This window comes from Erwinia sp. 1181_3, assembly GCF_052824965.1.
Map to the genome: position 1 here is coordinate 1 of NZ_VTDE01000029.1, position 1,314 is coordinate 1,314.

Genomic DNA, 1,314 nt, shown 5'->3' on the forward strand with positions numbered 1-1,314 from the left:
CGTACGCGATTCTGCTCTCAGCTTCCATGCGTCGGAAAGTGTCACCGGGGGGGGAGGTTCCAAAACTCTGCCGGTTGCCTGGATATGCAGCCAACATGAAGTGATCTCTTCCCTTTGTTCTTTGTTCAGTACCGGCATTAATTGGTATACATTATTGGGATTCATCTTTCTGTATACCAATAATCACCGGATTTGGCTGAATCTCTATGGACAGCTATAAATACAAAAAAGCCCGCAGGGCTTACGCCTTTGGACTGAACCCATATAGCGGGCTTCATATTTATTCGTCACGCTTTTGTTTCAGGTAAACTGAGAGCCAGGTCAGGAAGTCGATTAACGTTGGGGGAAATGATGCAGTATCTCCAACGGAACCCATTGTAATTTCGTTCAACACCTGTGACGCTTTCTCGTTGGTTGGGTGCTCACTAATAAATCTGTCAATGTCGGAAATTAGTACATCGTCTACTCCGTCCTGAAACTCAATAGCACTATCGACAATCTCAGGGTAAGAATTTCCCCAATGATCAGCATCCTGCCCAAAAAAAATCAGAAAAAACATTTTAATAGAACGGTAATTTTCCATTTTTCACTCAGATAGGGTAAGCAGTAAGAAGGTAATAGGGTTTACCATTATAACTTTTCTTATATAAAATGAATTCAAATTTATTTGTTTCAGCAACCGTTTTCGACCCATTTTTGAGTACTATTCCCACAGGTTTGCTAAATGTATGCCTGAGCTGCAAAGAGTAATCCGACCGAACTACAGGGTGCTTCTGGCCCATTGTCTTATTACAGCCCTGTTCGCTCTGACGGCCTGGCTTAATGCCTTTTCTGCAATTGCCTGTGATATGAATGAACTGGATGCGCTATTTGCTCTATATGTACCTGATTGAATGCCTCTGGCGCGTTTATCCAGTAAATCCTGCTGAGTTTTACCAACATGCTTTTTCAAAGTATGCCCACCGCCCGAAAAACCTTTCACGGCCTCATGTTTCATCAGGTTAACCTGACCCATTCTGACCGACGCCACACGAGCTGCACCAGCAACAGAGAACGGGAGGATCACATCCACGGCGATACCAATCTGGTCAGCAGTGGACTTATCTGATCCCAGCTCTCTTGCGATACCCGCCGTAGCGCGAGCGGTCACTGAGGCTGTTGGTCTGCCGGAATACACCTGATAGGCCGAAGCACTCATCCCATCCAGACTGTGCGCCCCCACAATAATGCATCCCGCTTTCGTCACTCCGGTAGGTTCCGGGACCAGGCAAAGGGCGGTGGCACCGGCCAGCTCCAGTACACTCCCGAGAAACC

At 46.8% G+C, this 1,314-nt stretch carries 3 protein-coding genes; all 3 read right to left on the reverse strand.

The window, feature by feature from the left end; translation table 11 throughout:
• Positions 1–280: 280 nt before the first annotated feature.
• Complete coding sequence (locus FY046_RS23595; RefSeq protein WP_446186536.1) at positions 281–583, reverse strand: hypothetical protein; 303 nt, start codon at positions 581–583, stop codon at positions 281–283.
• 7 nt (positions 584–590) lie between these two features.
• Complete coding sequence (locus FY046_RS23600; RefSeq protein WP_446186537.1) at positions 591–782, reverse strand: RNase A-like domain-containing protein; 192 nt, start codon at positions 780–782, stop codon at positions 591–593.
• Positions 761–1,314, reverse strand: a 554-nt coding sequence (locus FY046_RS23605) for an RNase A-like domain-containing protein (protein ID WP_446186538.1), incomplete at its 5' end; no start/stop codon positions are given. The genes FY046_RS23605 and FY046_RS23600, both read right to left, overlap by 22 nt.